At 41.2% G+C, this 22,250-nt stretch carries 22 protein-coding genes and 2 pseudogenes; 9 read left to right on the forward strand and 15 right to left on the reverse strand.

The annotated features are described in order from the left end of the window. Positions 1 to 2: 2 nt before the first annotated feature. The 4 genes from IQ242_RS00045 to IQ242_RS00060 all read right to left on the reverse strand — a co-directional run bounded on the left by IQ242_RS00045 (position 3) and on the right by IQ242_RS00060 (position 2,903). On the reverse strand, positions 3 to 1,169 hold the full coding sequence (locus tag IQ242_RS00045) for a hypothetical protein (protein WP_193958573.1): 1,167 nt from the start codon (positions 1,167 to 1,169) through the stop codon (positions 3 to 5). Positions 1,170 to 1,171: 2 nt separating this feature from the next. Continuing rightward, positions 1,172 to 1,471 (reverse strand): hypothetical protein, encoded by a 300-nt coding sequence (locus tag IQ242_RS00050; protein WP_193958574.1) that lies wholly within the window; start codon positions 1,469 to 1,471, stop codon positions 1,172 to 1,174. 32 nt (positions 1,472 to 1,503) lie between these two features. Beyond that, complete coding sequence (locus IQ242_RS00055) at positions 1,504 to 2,166, reverse strand: hypothetical protein (RefSeq protein WP_193958575.1); 663 nt, start codon at positions 2,164 to 2,166, stop codon at positions 1,504 to 1,506. A 65-nt stretch (positions 2,167 to 2,231) separates the two neighbouring features. Beyond that, on the reverse strand, positions 2,232 to 2,903 hold the full coding sequence (locus tag IQ242_RS00060) for a DUF1906 domain-containing protein (RefSeq protein WP_193958576.1): 672 nt from the start codon (positions 2,901 to 2,903) through the stop codon (positions 2,232 to 2,234). Positions 2,904 to 3,086: 183 nt separating this feature from the next. Here IQ242_RS00060 and IQ242_RS25640 point away from each other — a divergent pair. Continuing rightward, positions 3,087 to 3,470, forward strand: a pseudogene (locus IQ242_RS25640) (transposase); the annotation flags it as partial. 313 nt (positions 3,471 to 3,783) lie between these two features. On the opposite strand, the pseudogene IQ242_RS26925 reads toward IQ242_RS25640, so the two are convergent. Then, a pseudogene (locus tag IQ242_RS26925) lies at positions 3,784 to 5,048 on the reverse strand (transposase); the annotation flags it as partial. A gap of 238 nt (positions 5,049 to 5,286) precedes the next feature. On the opposite strand from IQ242_RS26925, the gene IQ242_RS00085 reads away from it, so the two are divergent. Then, positions 5,287 to 5,511: a hypothetical protein gene (locus tag IQ242_RS00085; protein WP_002740738.1), complete on the forward strand. Its 225-nt coding sequence runs from the start codon at positions 5,287 to 5,289 to the stop codon at positions 5,509 to 5,511. A gap of 492 nt (positions 5,512 to 6,003) precedes the next feature. Then, positions 6,004 to 7,458, forward strand: a complete 1,455-nt coding sequence (locus IQ242_RS00090; protein ID WP_193958580.1) for a GUN4 domain-containing protein — start codon at positions 6,004 to 6,006, stop codon at positions 7,456 to 7,458. Between the two features lie 169 nt (positions 7,459 to 7,627). Here the strand turns inward: IQ242_RS00090 and IQ242_RS00095 are convergent, their stop codons facing one another. From IQ242_RS00095 to ahcY, 6 genes are all read right to left on the reverse strand, one after another. Then, the gene (locus tag IQ242_RS00095; protein WP_039900670.1) at positions 7,628 to 8,017 is read right to left on the reverse strand and encodes a type II toxin-antitoxin system VapC family toxin; all 390 of its coding nucleotides are present in this window, start codon (positions 8,015 to 8,017) and stop codon (positions 7,628 to 7,630) included. Next, a complete protein-coding gene (locus IQ242_RS00100) occupies positions 8,014 to 8,211 on the reverse strand; it encodes a hypothetical protein (protein ID WP_002789758.1) in 198 nt (65 codons plus the stop codon). Before IQ242_RS00100 ends, IQ242_RS00095 begins: the two co-directional genes overlap by 4 nt. 106 nt (positions 8,212 to 8,317) lie before the next feature. After that, complete coding sequence (locus tag IQ242_RS00105; RefSeq protein WP_228020728.1) at positions 8,318 to 8,572, reverse strand: type II toxin-antitoxin system VapC family toxin; 255 nt, start codon at positions 8,570 to 8,572, stop codon at positions 8,318 to 8,320. Continuing rightward, complete coding sequence (locus IQ242_RS00110) at positions 8,569 to 9,000, reverse strand: hypothetical protein (RefSeq protein WP_228020729.1); 432 nt, start codon at positions 8,998 to 9,000, stop codon at positions 8,569 to 8,571. Before IQ242_RS00110 ends, IQ242_RS00105 begins: the two co-directional genes overlap by 4 nt. Beyond that, complete coding sequence (locus IQ242_RS00115; RefSeq protein WP_002755550.1) at positions 9,001 to 9,606, reverse strand: DedA family protein; 606 nt, start codon at positions 9,604 to 9,606, stop codon at positions 9,001 to 9,003. Between the two features lie 187 nt (positions 9,607 to 9,793). Further along, complete coding sequence (gene ahcY / locus IQ242_RS00120; protein ID WP_193958581.1) at positions 9,794 to 11,071, reverse strand: adenosylhomocysteinase; 1,278 nt, start codon at positions 11,069 to 11,071, stop codon at positions 9,794 to 9,796. A gap of 243 nt (positions 11,072 to 11,314) precedes the next feature. On the opposite strand from ahcY, the gene IQ242_RS00125 reads away from it, so the two are divergent. From IQ242_RS00125 to IQ242_RS26935, 3 genes are all read left to right on the forward strand, one after another. Beyond that, a complete protein-coding gene (locus tag IQ242_RS00125) occupies positions 11,315 to 12,490 on the forward strand; it encodes an ImmA/IrrE family metallo-endopeptidase (RefSeq protein ID WP_193958582.1) in 1,176 nt (391 codons plus the stop codon). Continuing rightward, a complete protein-coding gene (locus IQ242_RS26930) occupies positions 12,490 to 12,774 on the forward strand; it encodes a DUF4411 family protein (RefSeq protein WP_370582923.1) in 285 nt (94 codons plus the stop codon). Before IQ242_RS00125 ends, IQ242_RS26930 begins: the two co-directional genes overlap by 1 nt. Before the next feature lie 105 nt (positions 12,775 to 12,879). Next, positions 12,880 to 13,080 carry a DUF4411 family protein gene (locus IQ242_RS26935; RefSeq protein WP_370582924.1) on the forward strand — a complete coding sequence of 67 codons (201 nt, stop codon included), beginning with the start codon at positions 12,880 to 12,882 and terminating at the stop codon, positions 13,078 to 13,080. Positions 13,081 to 13,142: 62 nt separating this feature from the next. Here IQ242_RS26935 and IQ242_RS00140 read toward each other — a convergent pair whose 3' ends face one another. The 4 genes from IQ242_RS00140 to IQ242_RS00155 all read right to left on the reverse strand — a co-directional run bounded on the left by IQ242_RS00140 (position 13,143) and on the right by IQ242_RS00155 (position 17,878). Then, positions 13,143 to 13,814, reverse strand: a complete 672-nt coding sequence (locus IQ242_RS00140; protein ID WP_193958583.1) for a riboflavin synthase — start codon at positions 13,812 to 13,814, stop codon at positions 13,143 to 13,145. 15 nt (positions 13,815 to 13,829) lie between these two features. Then, complete coding sequence (gene proA / locus IQ242_RS00145) at positions 13,830 to 15,125, reverse strand: glutamate-5-semialdehyde dehydrogenase (RefSeq protein WP_193958584.1); 1,296 nt, start codon at positions 15,123 to 15,125, stop codon at positions 13,830 to 13,832. A gap of 327 nt (positions 15,126 to 15,452) precedes the next feature. Beyond that, positions 15,453 to 16,625, reverse strand: a complete 1,173-nt coding sequence (gene dxr / locus IQ242_RS00150) for a 1-deoxy-D-xylulose-5-phosphate reductoisomerase (RefSeq protein ID WP_193958585.1) — start codon at positions 16,623 to 16,625, stop codon at positions 15,453 to 15,455. Between the two features lie 419 nt (positions 16,626 to 17,044). Next, positions 17,045 to 17,878, reverse strand: coding sequence for an acyl-CoA desaturase (locus IQ242_RS00155; RefSeq protein ID WP_193958586.1), 834 nt, complete (start codon positions 17,876 to 17,878; stop codon positions 17,045 to 17,047). 119 nt (positions 17,879 to 17,997) lie between these two features. Here IQ242_RS00155 and IQ242_RS00160 point away from each other — a divergent pair, with 119 nt between their 5' ends. From IQ242_RS00160 to IQ242_RS00170, 3 genes are all read left to right on the forward strand, one after another. Beyond that, complete coding sequence (locus IQ242_RS00160; RefSeq protein ID WP_193958587.1) at positions 17,998 to 19,221, forward strand: methionine gamma-lyase family protein; 1,224 nt, start codon at positions 17,998 to 18,000, stop codon at positions 19,219 to 19,221. 559 nt (positions 19,222 to 19,780) lie between these two features. Then, a complete protein-coding gene (locus IQ242_RS00165; protein WP_193958588.1) occupies positions 19,781 to 20,599 on the forward strand; it encodes a prohibitin family protein in 819 nt (272 codons plus the stop codon). Positions 20,600 to 20,916: 317 nt separating this feature from the next. Beyond that, positions 20,917 to 22,179, forward strand: coding sequence for a VWA domain-containing protein (locus IQ242_RS00170; RefSeq protein ID WP_193958589.1), 1,263 nt, complete (start codon positions 20,917 to 20,919; stop codon positions 22,177 to 22,179). Positions 22,180 to 22,250: the final 71 nt, after the last annotated feature.

The following is a 22,250-nucleotide window of genomic DNA, read 5'->3' on the forward strand; positions in this document are numbered from 1 at the left end:
GATTAGGGTTGAACAAAATTCGTCAGACTTCCCAGACCAGAACGGGTTAAAGTAAATTTTTGTTGATAATTCCCGCGCGCGATTTTGTGGGTAACACTTTGGACATAATATTGACCATCATAGCTATAACCGACACCTCGAACGCCTACAAGACCGGGGGCTTGCAAAATATGCCCATAACGAAGCGTATTTAATTGTCCTTGAGCAACCACGACGTTATCCATCGATAAATCGGTAATCGCTTGGGCTTTTGCTAAAGCATCTAGGGGACCAAGACGGGGATCGGTAAATTGTTGGGTTCGTATAAAGGGGAGAGACAGTTCTAAGGGTTGCAGTTCGGACTGAGATAGGGGCGTTCGGGTACTATTAGTGGTAACAATCGGGATGTCTTCTGATAATTCGGGTTGAAGGGGGTCGGACTGGGCAAAACCATAGACTAGGGTGGGTGATAGAGCATCATAGCAAAAGTTAATCGATTCTACATTGGTCGCAGGTCCCATGTCCACAGTCATAGCGGGTTGTGGGTTTCCCCTACGTACGGGGGGACCCCAGTAGGCGATATTGCTCAAGAAAGTTGGCCCTGGTCTCATATAAAAAAGATAGCCGTGTCTGGCGGCTAATTGCTGAAGATAGGCGCGATCAGTGGCATTTTGTTGGGGAACCCAATCCACTTGTAGCGATTGATAAGGGGGTAACGTAGCAGGAAATATTTCGGGAATAATTAAACCGAGTAAAGGAATATATTTGGCGAGAATTAATTCAACAATTGCGATGTGTCCCAAATTGGGATATTCGGTAGAGTATTCATACAGATCCATGACAATGCTGACATCTTCTCCTGTTACCGATAACATAGCTGCCCCAAATTCTTGAGAGCGAGTTAATTCTTGTTGAGTAATAAATCCATCGATCAAAATACTGGGTGTTCCATTAAGTGTAATGGTCAGAATTACTCGATTTTTTGGGGTGAGGAGGGGACTTCTCAATAACTCATAATCGGTACTTAGTCCTTTGGTTCGGTCAGCATGAAACAATAATTGAAACTTCGACGGACTTTGATCGCTTTGGGTAATCTCGACACTTTGCAGGGATTCAGCAATAAATTGGGGCGCAGGACTGGGCCGATTTTTTCCTAATGCTAATCTTAGCGTAATACCCGTTCCCGTCATGATTATTCTCCAGGTACTTGGGGAATCGCAACTTTTAAAATGCGTCCTGGCCGTTCAGTCAAATCCATGGGATTCATCCCATTATTTGCATCCGCAATTCGCCAAAATAACAGGGGATTACCTAAAGTTTTGGCCGCAATAATATCTAAGCGATCGCCATCATTAACCTTAACATTCGTGAGAAAGGGTAAATCTTGACCTTGGGGAAGAAAACGACGGCGTTTATAAATAATTTCCTGCCCAGTAGAACTCGTATATCGAGCATCGGCAATAGCATAATAGCGACTGGTATGGTCAAACATTTAAACTTAAAATTCTCCTCAATTTCAATGGTTTATCTAAGTTGATTGACATTCACTCCCAACATCTGACTGGAAGTAGTAATAGCACTACGAGACATAGATTGTAAGATATTTTGATAGGCACTAAATTGATGGTATTGAGGGTTAGAAGAACTCAAATCTGAGTAGTTTAACACTCGCATACTCAAGGAAACCGTCGCTCGAATAGGATTGAGGCGAGCATCAAACAATTCTTCCACAATTGTATAGTTATTGATTCTCACAGGAAGCACCCTCTGAGACCCCCAAACCAAGTAAATATCAGGAGAGGTCAAAGATGCTACTTCTAGCGTGCCATTTGCTAGTAAAGATTGATTCTTTTGGACTTGATTAAGGGAAGGAAAAGCTAAGAGTTCTAAGGCGGCTAAATAAGGATAAATGCCTAATTGAACTGTAATCGGATCATCGTGGCACAGTTTATCGGAAGCATCTAACTGGATATCTATGTTGATTATTTCAACGGGTGCGCCTGTATAGCGGATGGCAAGAGAACGGTTATTTTCCTCACCTCCTGCCATTTGGGGTTCTAAGGATCGTTGCAAGCGACTCGGATTATATTGAAAAGGAATGACTTGCGGTGTCGTACTATCAGGATTAACAAAGACTAATGCACCGCTAAAAATACGAGGACCGCGCAAACCATTGACAGAAATCATAACAATTATCGCCTTAGTTAGTTAATTGATTAAAATACTGCATCCGATCATGTCTGTGGGGTAATTCACGACTGAGAATCTATTTTACGAATGAGCCACTGTACAATCCCATTCAAATTATCATTATGAGTAGTATTTTTATCAATCCTAATACCATGAACTGGTTGACGCACCCCTTGTTGAGTCATTTGATATCCTCGAACAGCAACATCAGGAACAGTACTCAAGGAATGCCAATAGTATTGAAATTTGATATCCTTGTATAATTCTGAACTGTTTAAAATAGAATTAGCCCCTACATACAAACCAGGTAGATAGCCAGCTTCGTTTACTTGATCAAACCAATTGTTGCAGTAATTTACTACGTCTTGGACAGTTGCCTGTGGATCAATTCCCTCTAAGTCTAACCAGACATTGACTTTAGCGGGAAACCCGACTGTTTTGGCGTTTTCGACGGCTGCTTTACCATGGTTTTCCCCCAGTGTGGCACTTGGTGTCCAACCTTTATAAAGCACGTGTTGGACGGGCATCAAAGCTAACCCGGCATTTAGAATGGCATTGGCTTCACCGTTGGTTAAATCTTTGGGATTTTCTTGGGAAAGGGAAAGATAGCGTAAGCAGAAACGATAACCGCTTTGATAAAATAATTTCGCCTTAGCTAAGTCTAGCATATCATCGGTATCAAATCCAATTTCTCCCGCAGAGGCTGATTCGACTATTCCAGTTAAGGTTGTCATCTGTCTAACGAACTAAAGGTTATATGTTAAATCTTAGCAGCAAAATTTTTGGTTCTTCTCGACTTTGTGTGATAATTTTTACTTATGGAATCGTGAAGTGCTTATTGGGCAAGACTTTTAGGACTATTTTGCCGAAAAAACTCTCAGTATAGACCTCGTTTCCACACAGAAACCAGAAGAGCCGTAACAGTTACCACCCATCTATACGACGGAAAAAAAAGCCCCCCTTTAGACCTAGAAATATATCGCCATGCCGATTCTCTAGAAAAAGGAAAAGAAGACCGAGAATTCAAGAAAAAGCAGGACATCGCCTGAGAGTTAATTGACAAAAGTTTAGAGAGAGGTTATCGACCGGGAATAGTACTCATTGATGGAGCCTATGGTAACAATAGTTCCTTTATCAAGGGATTAGAAGACAGAAAACTGAAGTATCTAGGAGGAGTAGCTAAAAATCGAAATGTAATCATCACTCAGGAGGCAGGGATTGAGTCAGAAATTAGACTAGACAAATTAGCAGAAACGTTATCTTCCGAAGATTTCACCGAAGTTCAACTCAACTTAAATAGGGTCTGCTGAATAAATCTAAAAACCTTGTTGGATAAGACTTTTGGAGTTTTTTCCCCTCAAAAAGTGCCAGCCATTGGAGTGATCGGGGGTAAAATTCAGGTACTTTTTCCCTGAAAATTAGGTAACTGACTACCTCAAAATCGGTAAAACCCTACACCCTACACCCTACACCCTACACCCTACACCCCACACCCTGCCCCCACCAACAAACTTTTTCAGCAGCCCCTAATTACTCACTTGCATAAATGAGATGCTCCCTTTCTGAAAGTTTAGTCATCACTATATCGAGTCCAAAACGTCTTTTAGCTTGTCCAAATTTGCCCTCAATACGATGGCGAAACTTTTCCTCTAACTGAGCTTGTTTTTTTAGTTCAGCACTTCGATTATTCGGTGGTCTTCCCAATGGTAATCCACTTAATCTTATTCCTCTTTCTTTACAGCATTTTAGGTTTTCTCTGGTTCGGGAAATTTGGTCAACATGAACCGATTCAGGATAACAACCATAGGTCTCTTTTAAGTTCTCGACTTGCACTTTTAAGTCCTGAGATTCGTTAAACTTTTCCCAACTTAAACGATCTAAGAAAACAGGCTCTCCCAGACTGGTTATAGCAAATTAGTAGTTTAAATGAGCCTAACCCCTTAAATAGCCTGGAGTCCAACAAAGCAAAAAGCTTTTTTTATTAAAATTGCTTTGTTGAATTCTGTTGAGCCTTACTTGGCAAAGCTTGCGTGGATTATTTTCTGCTAAAATATCATAACTACTCTAGAAGAGCCAGAAAACAAACTAATCAACATACATAGGATGGATTTTCTGGCTTTTCCTCTTACGATAGGACGAACATGAGGTTGATTTAAACTCACAATTCGATGGTCAACTCTTGGTTTTTTCTCTTTCCACATCTCCTGCTGTTGACGATAAATTTCTTGACTCACCAATAACTGTTTATATTGTCTTTTACTTAAGCAGCTTAAGGATGATCCTTGTTCAATTATCTGGTCTATATAACCTAAGTTTATTTTGATATATCCTAGTTGTTGACCGATGGCTTTTCTTCTTTCTTTCTGAGAGGGACGACGTTTTTTAGCAACTTTTAAATAGTTCTTTCTCGCTATTTTTCGGTAAATTATTGGTTTCTTAATCAGCTTTTCTTTGACTTCTTGATAGAGACGGTCTAAAATCTTCTCTGTTTCTTTTCTTACCTGATTTAAGATACCTAAATCCGTGGTATACTTAATATCGGCAGGCGCACAAGTGGCATCTAATATTCATTTTTCCCGATTTTTCTTCTCCCCTTCTTCTTCTTTTTGATCGGGGGTTTCTTCTCCTTTTGATGCGTCGAGGATTTCTCTCCCTTTTTTCACCATTTCTTGGTTAATTTTGTTCAGGAAATTTAACTTAATTCTTTTCCCAAAATATACCATCATTGAGGCATCAAAGGACACTTATGTTTGATAGTTTGTCAGCCCAATAAAAGACTGTAGGTAAGGGGTTTTCCTAATTTGTTCGACTGTTTCTCTATCGCTTATTCCTAATCTTTCTTGAATAATTAAGTAGGTAGGCACAATTATTTGTAGGATGGGTTAGCGGTAGCGTAACCCATACGGGCGTTGGGTTTCATGCTTCAACCCAAGCTACGTTCTGGCAAGGTTTGATTCATCCTCCACAAAGGTTTCTCTGCTATTTTATAAGTTTTTTCGCCTACCTACTTAGTATTGATGGAGAAAAGTAATGCTAATTTTTTTTGGGAAAATTAGTTAATCGATGATTATAACATATAATTAATTTGCAAGAGTTATAGTTAACTTGGTTAGGGCTATGGATTTATTAAAAAATCGGTTTGTGCAGTCGTTGGGAGTCGGGGCGTTTTTTTACCTCCTAATGCTTTCCTTAAATTGGGTGGTGTTGTTCACCCTGAGAATTCTTGAATCTTTTTCTAGTTGGTATCGATACCGCGCCGCTCCCTATTCCTTCCAAATCAGTATCGGGGTGACGCTGGCCTATTTGCTGATCACGGCCCTCTTGAGTAGCCGGCGTGATTAGTCGTAAAACGTAGTGGATTGTTTCAGCTAATTTGGTGTATTAGACAAATGCTAGAAATTCTATAATCTAAGACTTTAAGCCGAAATCTATTGCCCTATTTTAGCTGAAACAGTCCGGTAAGGTGCGTTAGACTGATGCAGATGATTCAGGATGACCAAGAGGCATCTGCTCATGCCTAGTAAAGTTGAGTTTACCTTTTCTGAGGATGAAGCATTACCGACAATTCCTATCATTCTCAGTTATGCAGACTCTTCTTTTTCTACGAAGGCACTGGCCGCTACAAATCTTGGATGACACTGATAGTGGCTCTCTTATTCTTTGTCTGATCAGTTTAAGTTACTGTAGAATCGATCAATCTTTGTGTCCTCTGTGTCTCTGTGGTTCCTTCCACTCGCTTGCCGGTAGTACTGTATCTTAGAATACATTTTACCCACCAAACCTAAGAGAGCTACTTTTTTAACGTCAACCCAACTACTTAAAGGAGTAAAAACCATGAGTCTGTGTCTCAATCCTAATTGTTCCTCCGCCAATCCAGATGGCAATAAATTCTGTGAAAAATGCCGCTCGAAATTGTTCTTACAAGAGCGTTATCAAGCAATTAAATTAATTGGTCAAGGAGGATTTGGTCGCACTTTTAAGGCGATAGATTACAGTAAGCCTTCTCGACCTTATTGTGTGATTAAACTGTTTTTTCCCTCGGTTCAAGGGACTGATACAATTGAGAAAGCCTCAGAATTATTTGAAAAAGAAGCAATCCAATTAGAAAAATTAGGAAAACATCCCCAAATTCCTGAACTTTTCGCTTATCTCAATCATGATGATGACCGTCAATATTTGGTACAAGAATATATTGAAGGACAAAATTTAGAACAAGAATTAAGAAGCCAGGGGGTATTTAATGAAGCCAAGATTAAAGCTTTATTAACGGATATTTTGCCGGTTTTAGATTTTATTCATAGTCAGGGAGTAGTTCACCGAGATATTAAACCAGAAAATATTATTAGACGTAACTCAGACAAGAAAGCGGTTTTAGTGGATTTTGGCGCGTCTAGAGTTGTTACACCTCTTAATCGTTCTGTTACTGGTACAGTAATCGGTTCAGCGGAATATGTCGCACCAGAACAAGCTAACGGTAAGGCGAACAATCCTAGTGATTTGTATAGTTTAGGAGTCACTTGTATTTATTTGTTGACTCAGATTTCACCCTTTGATTTATTTGATACCAGTGACCATGAATGGATTTGGCGACAGTTTTTAGTTAATAATAATGTTCGGGATGATTTAGGGCGCATTCTTGATAAAATGATCGAGTTTGGGACAAGAAAGCGTTATCAGTCAGCGAGGGAGATTTTACAAGATTTGACGGGACAATCACCAGCAACTTCGATACAAACACCAGCAACTCCCCGTTATTCTCCAACACCAGCAACCCCCGTTATTCAAACACCACCACCGCCTAAAGTTGCTGCTAATATTGTGCTTAAAAGTGCTAGAGGTGTTAACTACTCCAAATTACAGCAACTCCTAGGAGCAGGAAACTGGAAAGAAGCAGACGAAGAAACAGGTAAAGTCATGCTTCAAGTCGCACGAAGGGAAAGGGAAAGATTCTTGGGAATAGATGATATTCATGATTTCCCTTGTGAAGATTTACGAACTATTAACCAACTTTGGCTACACTACAGTAACGGCAAATTTGGCTTCAGCGTCCAGAAAGAAATCTATGAGAGTCTTGGTGGCACGAGAAAGTATGGTCAACAAGTGTCGGAAAATTTCGGCGATCGCGTCGGCTGGAGAAAAGGAGGAAAATGGTTGGAGTACACTGAGTTAACTTTTAATATAGTAGCCCCCAAAGCTCACTTCCCATTTTATTCTCTATCGTTAGTTGTTAGATTGTATTTCGGTTTTTCCCCTACTCTCGCGCAAAGACTTGTAACCTGTAGGATATAACGATATCAGGTCTTTTGTCAAGCTTATTTTTGGAGATTTCTAGAACGAAAACATAGGCTTTTTCCTACTTCAATACCTGGCACTGGTTGCTGTCATCAAGCTATCGGTTTCCAGTAGTAAGCTACTTTGCAGATAAGTCAACTTTTAATTCTCGCTCTTCTACTATTATTTACCCCTCATCAATAAACGGGTTTTTAATATTTAAACCAGAAATACCCTTAAAATCATCAACATTTCTAGTGACCAAACATCCATTTTGGCTCAATGTTGTTGCGGCAATAATGGCATCGGGAATCTTGATTTTATACTGTCGTTTCAGTTGAATAGTCAGATCTTCAATTTCTCTCAATATGGGAATTAATTCAAACTGTGAGAGTAAATCTTCAATTATCTGCTCTTCTTCCTTAGACAAAGTAGGAAAACTGAGTAACTCAATTCTGACAATTGGTGAGATAAAAATCTGATGCAAACTCAAAAAAGCTTGGGAGAAAAAAGAAGTAACTATATCGTCATCGGCTAAATAATAAATAAAAATATTGGTATCATAGACGTATTTCATCCATCCCACTCCCGACGAAGAGACTCTACATGAGATAGCATTGCCGCTTTTTTATCCTTAAGAATACCTTTGGCTTTAACCACCTTTTGATAATCTTTTTGCCAAAGCTGAAGCAGTGAATCTGGCACGTCTGCTGTAATGAAATTTTCATCTTCAGCAATCAGATAATTCCTTGGTATTTTAATCAGTGGCACAGCTTTTCTCCTAATACCAAACAGTATTTAATGTCTCTCTCTGTCATAGACCATCATTATATATCATCCTTTCCTCATGAATCCCTAACCTCCCAGAAAAATCCAATCATCGCGGTGGTAATCCAAAAATAGTAATAAGTAAAGACTGTAACCAATTAATCGATGCTTGAGTTTGCTCGACCATCATCCGATTTCTTCTTTCTGCGACTAGGAGAGTATTGACAATCTCTAAAGACCAAATTTCGGGAACAAATGCTTCGGCGTTTGGCATTATGTCTAATACTGCGTTAGCATAATCGTTATCTTCATCGACCAAACACCAGCTAATTGCTACCGAACAATCTAAAACAAACTCAATCAAAACCGTCTCCCTTCTTCTCGCATGGCACGAATTTTACTTTTAGGTAAAGCTACAGTTTTTTGAAGGTGGCGCATTCCTGAAATAGCTTGGGTAATAGATTGCTCTACTACTGGGTTGCCCCAAGCATTATAGCGAGGTTTTCTTTCCTCTTTTCTACTTGCTAAATCTTCACTGACTTCTTGAACCGCTTCAACGGTTACTGTAACATTTACTTCAGTTTCTTTAAAATCGGACGGTATATCTAAATGTAAGATTCCATCTCTACCAATCTGAGAACGTAGTTTAATTGTTGGCACATTAAAACCTCGTATATTCTTATCCTTTTGCCCCTTTATAAGCAGTAAAACGTAGGGTGCGTTAGACGGCAAAAATTGCTGCTGTGACTCGAAGGTGATAATCCGTCGTAACGCACCACCTATGATCAACATTTACTCATACCGGCGGTTACGTTTGCGGATAATCCAGAGGATAAACCAGATAACGAGGACAAGTAGAGCGATTTTTGACACGGGAGCCAGATATTCTTCCACAAGGGGGTAATTCTTCCCTAAAAAGTAACCTGCTGCCGTTAAAAAAACGACCCAGAGGGTCGTGCCGATGGTGGAGTAAACTAAAAAGGGAATCATCGCCATGTGATTCATCCCGGCAGGTAGGGAAATCAAAGTTCGTACTCCGGGGACTAAACGACAGAGTAAAACCGCTTTACTACCGTGACGGTTAAACCATTGATTAGCTTTTTGAATATCTTTAGCGGAAACGGTAATCCATTTGCCGTATTTATCGGCTAGTTTTTCGATTTTTTCCTCATCCACAACCCGACCGAGATAATACCAAGGTAGCGCTCCGACTACGGTTCCGACAATCCCTGCTACCACTGCCGGAATAAATTCCATTTGTCCCTCATGGACGGTAAAACCCGCTAGGGGCATAATTAATTCCGAGGGAATGGGCGGAAAAAGATTCTCTAAAAACATTAATAGGGCTATGCCTAAATAGCCCATAGAAGTCATTGTATTTGTAATCCATTCAGTCATATTTTTTGATGATTTAGAAAACAGTTTTAAAGTAAAAAAAGGGGGTTGGGTGTTAGGGGTGGGGAAGTGGGAATTATGAATTATGAATTATGAAGTGGCGGGTACTGACTCCTGAAAACTGAAAACTGAAAACTGAAAACTGAAAACTGATAACTGAAAACTGAAAACTGATAACTGATAACTGATATTAGGTTCCGGAAGTCCAGGAGTTGATATATTCTAATTGGGCTTCGGTGAGAGTATCGATTTCAATCCCCATGGCTTGCAGTTTCAAGCGGGCGATTTCTTGGTCTAATTCGTAGGGAATTGAGTAGATACCGGGGGCTAATTTACCTTTATTTTTAACCAAGTATTCTACACCGATCGCCTGGTTAGCGAAACTCATATCCATAACGGCGCTAGGATGACCTTCGGCGGCTGCCAGGTTAACTAGGCGACCTTCACCGATAACAACGACGGATTTACCGCTTTTTAGTCTATATTGTTGGGTAAAGTTGCGAACTTCCTTGACATTATCGGCTTTTGCGCCCAAAGCTTGCAGGTCGATTTCAATATCAAAGTGACCGGAGTTGGAAACAATCGCCCCATCTTTCATCAGGTCAAAATGTTCGGCCCGGATAACGTGCTTGTTACCAGTAACGGTGATGAAGATATCGCCTTCTTTGGCGGCTTCATCCATGGGCATAACCCGGAAACCGTCCATCGCCGCTTCAATGGCGCGCACGGGGTTGATTTCGGTGACAATTAGATTAGCGCCTAAACCTTTGGCCCGCATAGCGACACCTTTACCACACCAACCATAACCAGCCACAACCACGGTTTTACCGGCAAGAAGGATATTGGTGGCGCGAATGATACCATCAAGGGTAGATTGACCTGTACCGTAGCGATTATCAAAGAAATGCTTGGTTTCTGCGTCGTTAACGTTCATTGCGGGGAAGGATAACACCCCAGCTTTGAGCATGGCTTGCAAACGGACGATACCGGTGGTAGTTTCTTCGGTAGTACCGATAATGTCGGGTAATTGGTGACTTCTTTCTTTAACCAGGGTGGCCACTACATCACAGCCATCATCGATGATAATCTGGGGTTTATGATCGAGGGCGATTTGAACGTGACGGTGATAGGTGTCGTTATCTTCCCCTTTGATTGCATAGACGGGGATACCGTAATCAGCGACTAAACAAGCGGCCACATCATCTTGGGTGGAAAGGGGATTACTAGCAATTAATAACGCATCAGCGCCACCGGCTTTGAGTGCGATGGCTAAATTAGCGGTTTCGGTGGTAACGTGGCAGCAAGCGACTAAACGCAGTCCAGCAAAGGGTTTTTCGATGGCGTAACGTTCGGCTAATTGACGCAAAACGGGCATTTCCCGACCGGCCCATTCGATGCGCTGTTTGCCGATGGGGGCTAAACTAATATCTTTGATGTCGTATTTCTGTTGAACTGGTGTTGCTACCATAAGGGGTTTTCCTTAAATACAAGCCTTGGCTATTGGTTAATTTAACTTAACATTGTCTGGGTATTTTGGCTAATGTCAAGCTTTCGGCTAGTTTTTTATATAGGAAAAAGTTATCAATCCCTCCCTGACCTATCCAGAAATAGGTACATTGTCTCTATTTTGGTCGATCATTTAGTACAATTAAACTATCACACAAGCTAAATTAAGCTAGAAATCTCTATCTCGTGATGATAAGATAAACCGATGGGCGAGAAACTGACAGGCGTTAATCCCAAGATAATCCAATGGGCAAGAGAAAGGGCGAGATATTCTCTTGAGTCTGTGGCGGTCAAGTTTAAAAAAGATGTTTCTGTTATCGAAAAATGGGAGTCAGGAGAGGACTTTCCTACCTATAGTCAATTGGAAAAGTTAGCAGAAATATATAAACGTCCTCTCGCTTTATTCTTTTTCCCAGAACCTCCCCTAGAAGCGGAGGAAAAACAAGAATTTAGAACTTTGCCAGACTTTGAAATCGAAAACCTGGCCGCCGATACTATCTATGCTTTACGACAAGCAAAAGCGATGCAATTGTCGCTACAGGAAATTAATAATGGTATTAATCCTAGTACCAAGAAAATCTTTCAGGATATTGCGGTTAGCTCTAGTGATGATTTAAGGATATTAGCCGAACAGATAAGAAATTATTTAAACGTTACTCTAGAAGAACAACTGACCTGGAATGATCAGGAAACTGCCTTAAAAAAATGGCGGAGTGCCGTGGAAGAAGCCGGTATTTTTATTTTTAAGCGTTCTTTTAAGCAGCGAGAAATTTCGGGATTTTGCTTGATAGATATTGAATTTCCGATCATCTATCTTAATAATAGCACGGAAAAATCTAGACAAATATTTACCATTTTTCATGAATTAGCACATATTCTTTTGCAGACTAATGGAATTACTAAGTCTGACGATAGATATATTAATAGTTTGCAAGGAGCAAATAAAAGTATCGAGATATTTTGTAATAAATTTGCTGCGGAGTTTTTGCTTCCTAATCATGTCTTTTCTGAGATAATTATAGAAACAATAGTTAACGATAAAATTATCTCGAAAATTTCCAGTGATTATAAGGTTAGTCGAGAAGTAGTTTTACGAAAACTATTAGATAATAAATTGATTTCTCAGAAACAATATACTCTTAAAGTAAACGAGTGGTACAGTGAGCAGGTGGGAAAAAGTCAGGACAAAAATCAAAAATCTGGAGGTGATTACTATGCTAATCAGGCGACCTATTTGGGAGAAAATTACCTAAAACTTGTGTTCAATAAATACTATCAAGGCCAATACGATATCGAGCGCGTTGCCGATTATCTAAACATTAAAAAAGTTGCTATGGTGGAAGAACTTGAAAAATATTTATTAGACAAAGGACTGTTTTGATGGTTTACATTTTTGACACAAGTAGTTTTAAGGTTTTAGGAAACTATTTTCCCAAAAGTTTTCCCACCGTTTGGCAAAAAATTGATTTGCTTGTGTCAGAAGGTAGGCTAAAATCAGTACGCGAAGTGCTTAAAGAAGTAGAATATGGCAATAATAAACAATTTGTTTTAGATTGGATAGACTTCAATAAACAAATATTTTTACCACCCACTGCTCAGGAAACTTTATTTAAGTGGGTGGGTGGAATTAAATATAAGATGAACGTAGGTTGGGTTGAAGCATGAAACCCAACGCCCGATTATGTTACGCTACCGCTAACCCATCCTACAAATAATTGTGCCTCCCTACTTATTGCTGAAATTTTTTCTATAAGAAACTTTAATGATTTAGTGAGTGAAAAAGCAAGATTACAAGGAAAACCAGTGGCAGACCCATTTATTATTGCCGCTGCTAAGATAAAAGACGGTTGCGTAATTACCGAAGAAGCCTTGAAGCCTAATGCTCCCAAAATCCCCACAGTCTGTCAACACTTTTCTATCGATTGTACCAATGTTCAGGGTTTAATGGAGCGAGAAGGTTGGCAATTTTAAAACTAAAATTAATCGATAAATTGCCAATAAATTTATATGTTGAAAAGGCTTTTTCTGGAAAACTAATAACCATGTTCAGCCAGAAATTCTAAGCTAATCTCGCTAGGAGGATGATAAGAGCGCATTCCTAACAATTTTTCCACATATTTGCCTAAAATATCCCCTTCTAGATTCACCCAATCGCCTAATTTTAAATGGGAAAGATTGGTTTCGGCGTAGGTGTGGGGGATGACAGCCACTTTAAACCAGCTGCCGTAGGCATCACAATCGGCCACGGTTAAACTAATGCCATTAACAGCTATACTGCCCTTACCGACGATATAACGAGCTATGTAGTTATTCCACTGCTCTTCTAGGGAACTAGGGGCAGCAAAGGTCATTTCCCACGAATTAGCCACGATTATCGATTCGACTAAACAGCCAATTCCGTCCACATGACCGGTGACAAAATGACCGCCGATTTTACTACCCACCCGCAAAGAGGTTTCTAGGTTAACGTTGGTTTCCGTGTGAATCCTCCGTCCTAAAGTAGTGCGCTGTAGGGTTTCCGGGGAAGCAGTGGCCAGAAAACCCTCTGGGAGAATTTCCTCCACTGTCAAACAAACCCCATCCACAGCCACACTATCACCAATCATTAAATCTCGGAGAATTGTATCAGAGGATACAGACAAATAAAGTCTATCAGTATCCACGACCCGAATTTTCGACAAGGCTTGAATTAATCCTGTAAACATCGGCTTTTTTCTCGACTATAAATCCTTATGGGTGAAAGATTGGGCATTTTCCCCAGAATAATCGGCGACAATATGACCATCTCCGGCTAATTGATATTTGTAGGTCACTAATCCCTCTAATCCCACCGGACCGCGGGGAGGCATTTTTTGGGTACTGATACCCACTTCGGCCCCAAAACCGTAACGGAAACCATCGGCAAATCGCGTGGAACAATTATGAAAAACTCCGGCGGCATCGACTCGATCGCTAAAGGTTTTGGCCGTGTTAAAATTTTCGCTGACAATGGCTTCCGTGTGTCGAGAACCGTAATAATTAATATGTTCGATTGCCGATTCTAGACTATCGACAATTTTAATTGACAGGATTAAATCACTATATTCGGTTTGCCAGTCTTCTTCTGTGGCCGATGGTACGTTAATAATCTGACGAGTTGCTTCATCTCCCAATAATTTAACCTTTTTTTCCTCTAATGCCTGGGCCAATGCGGGTAAAAATTGTCTAGCGATGTCTTGATGAACCAATAAAGTTTCAATGGTATTACAAGCGGCAGGATATTGGGTTTTGCCATCGACGGTAATTCTAATTGCTTTGCTTAAATCGGCTTCTTTGTCGATGTAGAGATGACAAATACCATCGGCATGGCCGAGGACGGGAATGCGGGTATTATTTTGGATATAACGAACAAATTCGTTAGAACCTCTAGGAATAATTAAATCGATGTATTGATCAAGTTTTAAGAGTTCCTTAATTTCTTCTCTTGTTGTTAACAATTGCACCGCCGCCGAATTAACTTTAGTTTCACTCAATGCCTGATGAATAATTGTTGCCAAAGCTTGACAAGAACGGAGCGCCTCTTTCCCCCCTTTTAAAATAACGCCATTACCAGATTTTATCGCTAAACTGGTAATTTGAATTAAAGCATCGGGACGAGCTTCAAAAATAACACCTAAAACCCCTAAAGGACAGGTTATTCTCCGCAGAATTAAACCTTGATCTAATTCCCGGTTAATTTGCATTGTAGCTAAAGGATCTGCTAATTTAGCCACATCTCGCACCCCAGCAATAGCGGCTTTTAATTTGCCAGGACTTAACTCTAATCGCGCACATAAAGCCGGGGATAATTCCATCGCCTTGGCCGTTTGAACATCGGCGATATTCGCTTCTAGTATCTTATCAGCATTGGCAGTCAAAGCCTCAGCAATAGCCTCTAAAGCTTCATTCCTTTCTTCATTAGTCAGGATAGCCAGTTGACGACTCGCTTGACGGGTTTCTCTGGCGATTTCGGGGAGGGATAGAGAAGTTGTAACCATAGAAAATTAAAAGTAATAACCGCTATCTTGTTTATTTTATCTTATTTTTGAGAAAGTTTCACGGTCATTAGACCTCTGGTAAAAATAAAAAATTGTTGTTAGGAGTCGGTAGTCAGGAGAATTAAGAATCAATAATAATCAATTAAATGGTCTATTTACGGATTTTAGGCAATTTAATCCTTATTTTTGCCGTTTTTGAACCCTCAAAAATTAATTAGGCAAGAGGTTTATTGAAGGTTATCTAGAAAAAATAGCTGAAATTAGTGATTTTTCTATCCTAGACCTGTAGAGACATTATAGTTAACATCCCTACAGAATCTAGACTATCTAGACCCGATTGGCAATCAGACAGTTAGATACTTCTTGACGCGCCCAATTATCGGCGGCTAAAATGTCATCTAGGCTAGGGGTGGAACTGTTATGAATTGTAAAGCGATCGCAAACTTTTTCGATCACCCGGGGAATATCTAAGAAACTAATCTTTTCTTCTAAAAATAAGGCTACCGCTTGTTCATTGGCCGCGTTTAATACTGCTGGCATTGCCCCACCTGCGCGGCCGGCTGCATAAGCTAATCCCATACAGGGATATTTTTGATGATCGGGTTCTTTGAAGGTTAAACTGCCAGCTTTAACTAAATTTAAAGGTTCCCAATCGGTATAAATTCTTTCAGGCCAAGACAAGGCATATAACAGGGGTAAACGCATATCAGGCCAGCCTAATTGGGCTAAAACCGAGGTATCCTGTAACTCAATTAAAGAGTGAATAATACTTTGGGGATGAATAACAATATCGATCGCATTATAATCGACACCAAATAAATAATGAGCTTCGATAACTTCTAGACCTTTATTCATCAAAGTAGCCGAATCGATGGTGATTTTTCTGCCCATCGACCAGTTAGGATGTTTGAGGGCATCAGCTACGGTTACTTGCGGCAATTTTTCCACCGGTAAATCCCGAAAAGCACCCCCAGAAGCGGTGAGAATAATCTTTTTTAATCCCCCAGTGGGAACTCCCTGTAAACATTGAAAAATAGCTGAATGTTCCGAGTCAGCAGGTAATAATTTAACTCCGTGTTTTGCCACTAAAGGCAGCACCACCGGACCGCCAGCAATCAGGGTTTCTTTATTAGCGAGAGCGATATCTTTACCAGCAGTAATAGCGGCAATCGTCGGCAGCAATCCCGCACAACCGACAATTCCCGTGACGACGCTTTCGGAATCGCCATAACGGGCCACTTCGATTACCCCTTCCTTTCCTGCTAGGATAATCGGGGTATAGTCAAGGTCGGAAATTAGGCTTTTCAGGTCTTCTAGTTGACTTTCGTTATTAATCGCCACGATTTGCGGGCGAAATTGCCGAATTTGCTCCGATAATAGTTGAATATTATTACCCGTGGCTAATCCCACCACTTGAAACTTATCGGGATGATCGGTGACAATATCGAGAGTTTGAGTGCCGATCGAGCCTGTAGAGCCTAAAATCGAGATTTTTTTCATTAGAAACTTAATATAATTTGGGGATTAAGTAGGTGGGTGGAATTAAATATAAGATGAACGTAGGTTGGGTTGAAGCATGAAACCCAACGCCCGCATAGTTTACGCTACCGCTAACCCATCCTAGAAATAATTGTGCCTCCCTACTTAGCTTTTAATATACGTTCTCTGGGGTCTTTCCGGCACGTCAGCGTAAATATTAAATATTTGTTAAAAATGTTGATAGTTTGACTTTTTTATGCTATGGCTTAGAAAAAGTCAGCGATAGAGATGGTGACAGAGAAGAAATCGAATAGAAAAGCCAATGGATTAGGCTGTCTAGCGGGAGGTCTGGTTTGCTGTCAGATTTGGGTTAAGTCGGAGAAAAAATAACCGAACTTAAACATAAGTTCGGCTAGATTTAATTTAACAACTGGACAAAACTAACTTTCTGTCGCCGTTGCCGTGCTGGGGGGTAACTTAATATTAGTAGCTAATCCTAGAATTTGCAGCAGACGAATGGTCATCCAAGTCAGGTCAACTTCCCACCATTGTAGGCCATGACGGGCAGAATACTGATAGGCGTGGTGATTATTGTGCCAACCTTCACCGAAAGTTAAGAGGGCAACCCACCAACAATTTTTAGAATTATCGTGGGATTCATGGCTAACATAACCAAATTTGTGGGTGGCGCTGTTGACAAACCAAGTGGAGTGGAAAACTAAGACCAAGCGAACAAAAATTCCCCAAATTACAAACGGCCAACCACCCATAGCATAGAGAATTAAGCCTAAAACAATTTGGATAGGAACAAAATAATTTTGACAGAATTTATAGAAAGGATCGTCGGCGATATCCTGGGTAAAACGGGCAATTTCTTCGTCGGCAGGAATTTCGTGTAACATCCAACCCATGTGACTCCACCAGAAACCTTTATTAGAATCGTGGGGATCGGGAGCAGTATCAGAATATTTATGATGAAGACGATGTAAACCTATCCATGCGATCGCACCCCCCTGACAAGCGAGGGTTCCGCACAAAACCAGAAAGTATTCTAACCATTTGGGAGTCTTAAAACTCCGATGGGAGACCAAACGATGAAAACCGAGGGTAATTCCTAAACCCCCGGTAATCCAATAGAGAATCAATGTCACTCCCACAGCACCCCAGCTAAAATTGCTAGGTAAGAAGGCTAAAAGAGCCACTAAGTGGATAAAAGCCATGTAGATGAGAGTCACCCAGTCAATGGGAAGTTTTTCGGAAGTCGCAACAGTCATTGAATAACCCAAAGGGAAACAACAGGAGACAGAGCATCATCGTCTTATCTGTCTCGATTTGACACAGGGGGAACTTTGACGCTTAATGAATAGTAACAAATATCACAGTCTATTGTTTGATGGATATCCCCCCTCTACTCCACAGGGCAGAAAAGGCCTTACTCCCCATCTTTTCGGAAATTGACGCACAGGTCAAGGAAAATCTCCGTCAAGTCCTCTGCGCTTTCCGTGCAAACCGCGTCGGGGTGCATCATTTTGCTAGTGTTAGTGGTTATGGTCATGATGACTTGGGACGGGATACTTTAGATCAAGTGTTCGCCCAAGCCCTGGGGGCCGAAAAGGCGGCGGTGCGGGTACAATTTGTTTCAGGAACCCATGCGATCGCCTGTGCCTTGTATGGGGTTCTTCGACCGGGGGATGAGATGTTAGCGGTAGCGGGTGCGCCCTACGATACCCTAGAAGAAGTAATTGGGATTAGGGGCAGTGGTCAAGGCTCTTTAAAGGATTTTGGCGTTAGTTATCGGCAATTAGAGCTAGATTCTACCGGTGCGATCGATTGGTTGTCCTTGGCCACAGCAGTGAAACCCCAAACCCGTTTAGTGCATATTCAAAGATCCTGCGGTTATTCCTGGCGATCGAGTTTGTCTATTGACGAAATCGAGAGAATTGTCCGTATAGTTAAACAACAAAACCCGAATACGGTCTGTTTTGTCGATAATTGCTATGGAGAATTTATCAACACCCAAGAACCCACCGACGTGGGGGCAGATCTGATGGCCGGTTCTCTAATCAAAAACCCCGGAGGTACAATCGTCACGGCCGGGGGATACATAGCAGGTAAAGCGGAATTAGTGGAAATGGCCTGCTATCGTCTGACAGCACCGGGGATCGGTAGCGAGGGAGGGGCAACTTTTGACCAAAATCGTCTTCTTTATCAGGGATTGTTTCTAGCACCGCAAATGGTGGGAGAAGCGATGAAAGGTAGTCATTTAATCGCCTATGTGGGCGATAAGTTGGGTTATCCAGTCAATCCTGCTCCTTTTGTGCCTCGACGCGATATTATTCAAGCGATTAAACTCGGTTCTCCCGATAAGCTGATTGCCTTCTGTAAAGCCATTCAAGCCTATTCTCCCATCGGTTCCTACTTGGACCCCATTCCTGCCCAAATGCCGGGCTATGAGAGCCAAGTAGTGATGGCTGGTGGCACGTTTATCGATGGTAGCACCTCGGAATTCTCCGCCGATGGACCTCTACGGGAACCCTATATCGTTTTTTGTCAGGGGGGAACCCATTGGACTCATATTTCCCTGGCCCTAGAACAAGCGATCGCATCTTTATCTTGAATGGTTCCCCTAACCTTCCTTCTCTCCCTTAGTTAGGGTTTGCGGCAAAAAGTACCGGCGAAGCATTCGGATAGAAAATCTACGGTTTCACCGATAGGTTATTGCCCGAATGCTTCGCCCCTACAGGACGCAGGCCGATGAAGACGCAAGGTTTTGAAGCACGATTCTCTCAAAATCTTGCACCTGTTTCACGAGAAAAGCCACAAAATCCTTACCTTGCCTACATTTCACATTTATTCAGCAAACCCTAGTTAAATTCCTAACTTCCTGTCTTTGTGGTTAACAAAAAGTAAAACGTAGGGTGCGTTAGACAGCCAAAATTGCTGCTGTGACTGGAGGGTAACAATCCCTCGTAACGCACCACCTATCATCGACTGTGATTGTGTGATGGACTATGATTGAAGTAACGCACCACCTGTCATCAACTAAGTAGCCGGTTACAATTAAAGATAAAATACAAAGAACCAGAAGCTTGTCCCACTATCTAAAAATTAATTGAGATTACTTACTTATAATAACAGTGCTACGATAAAACCGATCAAATATCTCAGGAGTTGTCATGAATTACAATCGCAATATAATAATACCATTAATGGCGGGGGGAATTTTAATATTAGCCATTACTACCGTACTGCGCCCTTTTGTTATTATTGATACTGGCGAACGCGGCGTTGTCATGTACTTTGGCAAAGTGCAAAAACAAATCCTCGATGAAGGAATTCATCCCGTTATACCGATTGTCACCAAGATCAAGCGCCTCAACGTTCGAGTACAAACAACGGAAGTAAAGGCAAAAGGATCTTCCAAAGATTTGCAAGATGTGGAAACAACTATTATCGTTAACTGGCACATCGACCCCGACAAAGTGAATCAGATTTATCAACAAGTTGGGGATATCAATGTGATTGTCTCTGGTATTATAAATCCAGCAGTATCGGAAATTGTCAAAGCGGCAACAGCACAACGTCCCGTACAAAATATCTTGCAAGAGCGAGGAGAACTCAAACGTGAAATTGACACTTCCCTCGCCGAAAGATTAAGACGTTATGGGATAATTATCAATGATGTATCTCTCGTTAATTTTGGTTTTTCCGAAGAGTTTAACGCGGCGATTGAAGCCAAACAAGTAGCGGAACAAAAGGCACAAGAAGCTGCTTTTCGCGCACAACAAGCAGCACAGGAAGCGAAAGCGGAAATCAACCGTGCGAAGGGACAGGCAGAAGCTCAAAAACTATTGCGCCAAAACCTAACAGCAGAAATTTTACAACAACGAGCAATCGAAAAGTGGGATGGACGTTTTCCTGTCGTCATGGGTGGTTCAGGTTTCCTTCCCCTGATCAATATCGATTCCAATTTGTTATCATCTCAAAAAAAGTAAATAACTTTAGTTCGCGTTAAAGAGATTTTGCCATGACTTCCACGAAAGAATAAGTCCGACCGGCCACGGTAAAATTTCCCACAAGAACTGCTGGGGCCGCATCTTAACTTTGTAGAAATATCGACAATCGGGAATTATCAGTGATTCTTAAATTATTCCCAATATATGAACCAGCGCAGGTGAGCATCGTAGATTGACAAAAATGAGATGCACCCAGTTTGACAACTTGTCTAACTCGATGCCAGACAGGAAAATAAGCACAAATCTAACTATACTCATTAGAATATAAATATCAACAACCACGATTAAAAACTCTCATGCGGGTAACTCTAAAATCGGCCTTGAGTGATAGTCATATCGATGCTAATCAAACCAGCAGTCAACGTCAACTGATGCTCTCGATCGCCGCCACCAGTGAACAGATTAACACAAATTTACCGATTAATCTTTGTTTAGTTCTCGATCATAGCGGTTCTATGCAGGGAAAACCCCTAGAAACGGTCAAAAAAGCGGCCTTCAGTTTAATAGAATCCCTCGGGGTTAATGATCGTCTCTCGGTAATAGCTTTTGATCATCGCGCCAAAGTTATTCTTCCCTCCCAATCGCGACAGGATGATCTGACCTTAATTCGCTCAAAAATTCAACAATTACAAGCGGGAGGAGGTACGGCGATCGATGAAGGGATAAAATTAGGTATCCAAGAAAGTTCCAGCGGCAGCAAAGGTTATGTATCTCATATTTTTCTGCTTACCGATGGTGAAAATGAACACGGAGATAATCAACGCTGTTTAAAATTAGCCGCAGTAGCGGCTGAGTACGGTATCACCTTAAATACCTTCGGTTTTGGCGATCATTGGAATCAAGATATCCTAGAAAAAATTGCCGATATCGCCGGCGGAAGTTTATCCTATATCGAAAGACCCGAACAGGCTTTAATTGAATTTACTCGTCTGTTTAACCGTCTGCAATCTGTGCGGTTAACTAACGCTTTCCTGCAATTAGAATTAGACGCTCGGACTCATTTAGCGGAGTTAAAACCCATTGCCCAAGTTGCTCCAGAAACTATAGAAATGAGCTTACAAAAAGAGGGCAATTTTTACATCACCCGTTTGGGTGATTTAATGATAGATGAAGAAAAAATTCTCCTCCTCAATCTCTATATTGACCAAATTCCCCCCGGTACTCACACCATAGCTAAAGTGAAGATTCGCTACGATGATCCCGCTTCCGGTCAAAAAGGACTAGAAACTGCGACTTTTAGCCTTGATATCACCTCCCAAGCTCTCTATCAATCCCAATTAGACGAGCAAGTTCAGAAATCAATTCTGACTTTAGCCAAATATCGTCAAACCCAAATCGCTGAAGAAAAATTAAAACAGGGTGATCGAGCAGCCGCCGCCACCATGTTACAAACTGCGGCCAAAACGGCCCTACAATTGGGAGAAAAAAATGCCGCCACTGTCCTTCAAACTAATGCCACCCGTTTACAGGTGGGAGAAGAATTGAGCGAGGGAGATTTAAAGAAAACCCGCATTATTGCTAAAACAAGACTACAAACCGACGGAGAAGCAGGAAAATGATTAAAATTCGACCCTTGCCCCTAGTAATTTTTCTGATAACAATGTTCGCTCTTCCCCTTGCCGTTATCTCC

This window comes from Microcystis sp. LEGE 08355 (assembly GCF_015207185.1).
Classification (GTDB): domain Bacteria; phylum Cyanobacteriota; class Cyanobacteriia; order Cyanobacteriales; family Microcystaceae; genus Microcystis; species Microcystis panniformis.